Annotated in this window: 4 protein-coding genes and 1 pseudogene; all 5 read left to right on the top strand. The window is 42.6% G+C overall.

Going from position 1 to position 5,099, the window contains the following annotated elements:
* Window positions 1–279: 279 nt before the first annotated feature.
* The 5 genes and pseudogenes from HOL16_05650 (at window position 280) to HOL16_05630 (ending at window position 4,695) form a co-directional block, all read left to right on the top strand.
* Window positions 280–936 (top strand): (d)CMP kinase, encoded by a 657-nt coding sequence (locus HOL16_05650; protein ID MBT5390175.1) that lies wholly within the window; start codon window positions 280–282, stop codon window positions 934–936.
* Between the two features lie 101 nt (window positions 937–1,037).
* Window positions 1,038–2,825 (top strand): annotated as a pseudogene (gene rpsA, locus HOL16_05645) (30S ribosomal protein S1).
* A 379-nt stretch (window positions 2,826–3,204) separates the two neighbouring features.
* Window positions 3,205–3,486, top strand: coding sequence for an integration host factor subunit beta (locus HOL16_05640; protein MBT5390174.1), 282 nt, complete (start codon window positions 3,205–3,207; stop codon window positions 3,484–3,486).
* Window positions 3,487–3,526: 40 nt separating this feature from the next.
* On the top strand, window positions 3,527–3,748 hold the full coding sequence (locus tag HOL16_05635) for a DUF1049 domain-containing protein (GenBank protein ID MBT5390173.1): 222 nt from the start codon (window positions 3,527–3,529) through the stop codon (window positions 3,746–3,748).
* An 83-nt stretch (window positions 3,749–3,831) separates the two neighbouring features.
* Entirely contained in the window at window positions 3,832–4,695 is an 864-nt protein-coding gene (locus HOL16_05630) for an acetyl-CoA carboxylase carboxyltransferase subunit beta (protein ID MBT5390172.1), read from the top strand.
* The last annotated feature ends 404 nt before the right edge of the window (window positions 4,696–5,099 follow it).

Genomic DNA, 5,099 nt, shown 5'->3' with positions numbered 1-5,099 from the left:
CTGTTGTTGAGATTAGTTTGGCTTTTTATCTTTCCTTATTAAACCCCAATAACAGGAGGACCTGGTATTTTTGTCTGGTTTGTCGCTTCTTAAAGACAACAAAAATTAACTCACTCACCTAATTTTGCAATTTGCTCTTTCTATTTATAAAATAACTGCTTTATCCCATAAAAAAATTCAGGTTTCTTGGCAAGGACCTCAGCGCACACATACTATCACTCTAAGTCTCTAAACGAAATAAAACTTGCACTCCTCAAACGGCCCAAGTATAGACAGAGAATGATTATTGCTATCGATGGCCCCTCAGGATCAGGGAAAGGAACCCTAGCGAAAAAATTAGCGGATCACTTCGACTTCGCCTTTTTGGACACAGGGCTATTATACCGCGCGGTTGCGTTTATAATGCGTTCCCAGGGACTGGATCCAAACAATGAACAAACATGCGAGAAAGTCGCCCAACAGATCCGAGAAGAAGACTTACAGTCTCCGCTTTTACGGGATGAATCAGTGGGTGAAATAGCCTCTATTGTTAGCTCGTATCCCGGGGTAAGAGCGGCTCTTTTAGCGTTTCAAAAGAATTTCTGTAGCACCCCTCCACGGAATAAACCTGGAGCAATTCTAGATGGGCGCGATATTGGCACTGTTATTTGTCCCGAAGCTGACTATAAGTTCTTTATTTTTGCAAATCCTGACATCCGTGCGGAAAGACGATGGAAAGAGTTGCAAAAAAGGGGAACTACATGTATATATGATCACGTTTTGCAAGATATGAAGGAACGAGATGCACGAGATACGACTCGCACAACTTCGCCTCTTCTCCCTGCAAAGGATGCTTTCATCATTGATACTTCAGAGCTCACAATCGACCAAGTCTTTGAAGAAGTACTATCGATAATAGAAGGCAACAACAGGCATACAAGGTGTACATCTCTCTAGGGAGCGGACTTTGTTTGTTATCTTTGGTGGAATCGGAAATGGTTCCTTGGATTAACTCTAACTCAAAGCTTATTTGTTAGGCTTTATTTAAAGGACAATTAATGTCAACCCAAACTAAAACTGCCCAGTCAACTTCAAAAGAAAGTTTTGCTGATCTCCTAGAAGAATCCCTTGGTACCGCTGAACAAAGTCTCGTAGGACGCGTGGTAAAAGGACTTGTTGTTAACTTAGACAACGAAATTGTTTCCATAGACGTAGGTTTGAAATCTGAAGGCCGAATCCCTCTCAGGGAATTTGGGATTTCTCAGGATGACGACGAACTCAAAGTAGGCGACGAAATAGATGTGTTTGTGGAGCGCTTTGAAGGTAAAAATGGGGAAACTGTTTTAAGCCGTGAGAAAGCAAGACGTGAGGCAGCGTGGGTTCAATTAGAAAAATCCCATGAAAAAGGTGAACGTGTCGTTGGTGTTATGTATAGCCGCGTCAAAGGTGGATTTACCGTTGATTTGGCCGGTGCCGTAGCATTCCTTCCTGGAAGCCAAGTTGATATACGTCCAATCAGAGATGTGGACCCTCTTATGGGAGTTGCCCAACCCTTCATGATCCTAAAAATGGACCGCACCCGAGGCAATATAGTCGTTTCACGCCGAGCAGTCCTGGAAGAATCTCGTGAAGAAGCTAAAACTGAACTGGTATCAAACCTTTCCGAAGGCCAAGTAATTGAAGGCGTCGTGAAAAACATCACTGACTATGGTGCTTTCGTTGACCTAGGTGGTATTGATGGCCTCTTGCATGTCACGGATATTTCATGGATGCGCGTAAATCACCCTTCAGAAATACTCCAAGTAGGGCAGCCTGTTAAGGTTCAAATCATTAAATTCAACAAGGAAACAAACCGTATTTCTCTTGGCATCAAGCAACTGCAAACTGATCCTTGGGAAGGGGTTGAAGCAAGATATGTCATTGGAAAACAATTGTCCGGTAAAGTTACCAATATTACCGATTATGGTGCATTCATTGAACTTGAGCCCGGCATTGAGGGACTTGTTCATGTTTCCGAAATGAGCTGGACTAAGAAAAATGTTCATCCAGGAAAAATCATTTCCACCAGTCAGGAAGTCGACGTAAAGGTTCTCGATGTTGATCCGGTAAAACGACGCATTAGTCTTGGAATCAAGCAATGCAAATCAAATCCTTGGAAAGCCTTTGCAGATGCTAACCCAGTTGGAACAGAGCTCGAAGGTGAGATCAAAAACACGACAGACTTTGGAATGTTCGTTGGGCTCAATGAAGAAATCGATGGTATGGTTCATGCCTCAGACCTTTCTTGGGATAAACCTGGGAATGTAGCTCTAAAAGACTATAGTAAGGGCCAAATTGTTAAGGTTAAAATCCTGGATGTTGATCCAGATAAGGAAAGAATTAGTCTTGGGGTCAAGCAACTCGCCGCGGATACTGTTGGTGAGACACTCTCTACCCTTAAGACGGGTGCTACAGTCACCTGTACCGTTTCAAAAATCCTAGATAGCGGTATAGAAGTATCTTTACCTGAAAATATCCGTGGATTTATTCGCAAATCTGACCTTGCGCGAAATCGTGGCGATCAGCGTACGGACCGGTTTGCAGAGGGTGAAAAAGTTGACGCCGTCGTTATGAGCGTAGAAAAAGGATCCCGTCATGTTGGCCTTTCTATTAAGGCACACGAAGTACACGAGGAAAAGCAGGCCATGGAAGAGTACGGTTCTTCTGATAGTGGTGCTAGCCTCGGAGATATCCTAGGAGCAGCCATAGATCGCGCGAAAGATCGTGAGTCTGATACTTCTTCAGAGCCTAAAGCTAAGGAAACTAAAAAGAAGGCTACTACTTCAAAAAAAGCTGATGAAGAAAAAGCTGCAAAAAAAGAGCCTGCGACTAAAACTAAGGAAATAACTGCTAAAGCTAAGGCAGAAAAGAAAACGACCAAAGCTACTGACACCAAAAAGGCAGAAAAGAAAACACCAGCCAAGAAAGCTGATACTGAAAAAAAGACAGCTGCTAAAAAGGAAACAAAAAAGACAACCGAAAAAAAGAAAACGACTGCTAAGAAGTAGTTTTCAAAAAGAAAAGGAAACCCGGGCAACAGTAAATCTAGGTTATAAATCGAAACCAAGGATTTGCCGATGACCCGGGCACCTTATAACAAATTGAGGTTTTCCTTTGAAACGGCAGGATAATTCTGTTAGTATGTACCTAGAATAAAGAATTAAAATAGGTACAGGTAGGGGAATTATGACAAAATCTCAACTTATAGAAAGGCTGCGTCGTCGGTTTTCAAATTTGCCCGAAAAGCATATTGAGAATGCCATCAATGTTATTTTTGATGAAATTATCTCTACGCTTTCGAAGAATGCGCGAGCAGAGTTTCGTGGTTTTGGCGCATTTTCCACTAAGAAGCGTGCCCCACGGGTTGGACGCAATCCTAAAACAGGTAGTTCTGTTTCCGTTCCAGCTAAAACTCTCCCCTATTTCAAATCAGGAAGAATTCTGCTATCACAGATGAATAAGGATTAGATTTTCGGATCTGTCGCTCTTAAACATCTAGGAATGGCACATGGCTTCTAGGATTTTGTTTGTATTAATTGCCATTATTGTCGTCGTGTTTGCTGTTTCAAATCGCGCAATGACGACCGTTTCCTTTTGGCCGTTTGGATTTGAGCTGCTGCTTCCTCTCTCCATTTTCATTTTGAGTGTTTTTGTCCTTGGATTCTTGTTGGGGACCATCGTTACCAAAGCTACTAACTTATTCAAACGAAAGAAAACTTTAAAAACATAAAGAAACTCCTCTTGCGTCTATTTACTGTCTCTGATAGGCAGTTCGGTAGGATTTGGATGAATAATCTTGAGTGATAAATATTCATGAACTGGATTACCGATTTTGTACGACCTAAGCTTCAAGCTTTAGTTCAAAAAACAGACGTTCCCGAAGATCTCTGGGATCGATGCCCAAAATGTGAACAAATGATTTTTCATAGAGATCTTGTTCGAGATCTCCACGTTTGTCACCATTGTGGTCATCACATGCGTCTCGGGGCAAAACAACGCCTAGAGCTGTTATATGATGGGGGAAAGTACACGAAAGTAGCCCTTGAGGATCCCGTTTCGGACCCTCTAAAATTCAAAGATACAAAACGCTACACAGACCGTCTCAAGGAATCCCGAAAAAAAACTGGCGAACAAGATGCTATTCTGGTTGGAAAGGGAAAAATGGGCGATCACAACTGTGTCACTGCAGCCATTGATTTTCCATTTATGGGTGGGTCCATGGGCCTTGCCGTTGGCCAAGGACTAGTAACAGCAGCCCAAACAGCCGTTAACCTAAAAGCCCCCCTAATTACAATCCCCACTTCTGGTGGCGCTCGCATGCAGGAGGGCATCCTATCGCTAATGCAAATGCCACGTTCCATTGTAGCCATTGATATGGTTAAGGAAGCAGGGCTCCCATTTATCGTTATTCTGTGCGATCCAACAACAGGCGGTGTAGCTGCCTCATTTGCAATGCTTGGAGACATCGCCATTGCCGAACCAGATTCTCTCATCTGTTTTGCCGGCCCCAGAGTCATTGAAGAAACCATTAGGGAAAAGCTTCCTGAAGGATTTCAAAAATCTGAATTCCTTATGGATCATGGAATGATCGATATGGTCGTCCCTCGAAACAAACTTCGAGATACGATTATAACTCTCTTAGACCTTATTTTGACGCCCCAGAAAAAGAGAGCCTAAGAACGCTTTTTTTCCGAGTTTGAAATAGTATTTGCAAAATATAACCCCCGATTAATACGGGGATGGGCGCAAAGCCCATAAGATACCTGTGCTCGACATGTAAAAGAGCATACATCCCAGACAAAGCCCAGTAAGCCAACCCCAACGATACAAATAAGGCCGTAGTTGGCCCAATTCCTTGTTTATACCGCCAATCCCTATAAAGCATCCATGGAACTCCCACGACAAAACTAACGAAAAGCAAAAGGGAAACTCCACTAAACACTAGAGCAAATTGCAAAATTAGGTGAGTGAGTTAATTTTTGTTGTCTTTAAGAAGCGACAAACCAGACAAAAATACCAGGTCCTCCTGTTATTGGGGTTTAATAAGGAAAGATAAAAAGCCAAACTAATCTCAACAACAG

The organism is Alphaproteobacteria bacterium (genome assembly GCA_018662925.1).
In the GTDB taxonomy this organism is placed as follows: Bacteria; Pseudomonadota; Alphaproteobacteria; order 16-39-46; family JABJFC01; genus JABJFC01.
This window is presented reverse-complemented; position numbering and strand designations above follow the sequence as displayed.

Excerpts from the sequence above, each read along its gene's own strand:
- HOL16_05650 (MBT5390175.1), top strand. The coding sequence starts at position 280 with ATGATTATTGCTATCGATGGCCCCTCAGGATCAGGGAAAGGAACCCTA.
- HOL16_05635 (MBT5390173.1), top strand. The coding sequence starts at position 3,527 with ATGGCTTCTAGGATTTTGTTTGTATTAATTGCCATTATTGTCGTCGTG.
- HOL16_05630 (MBT5390172.1), top strand. The coding sequence starts at position 3,832 with ATGAACTGGATTACCGATTTTGTACGACCTAAGCTTCAAGCTTTAGTT.
- HOL16_05640 (MBT5390174.1), top strand. The coding sequence starts at position 3,205 with ATGACAAAATCTCAACTTATAGAAAGGCTGCGTCGTCGGTTTTCAAAT.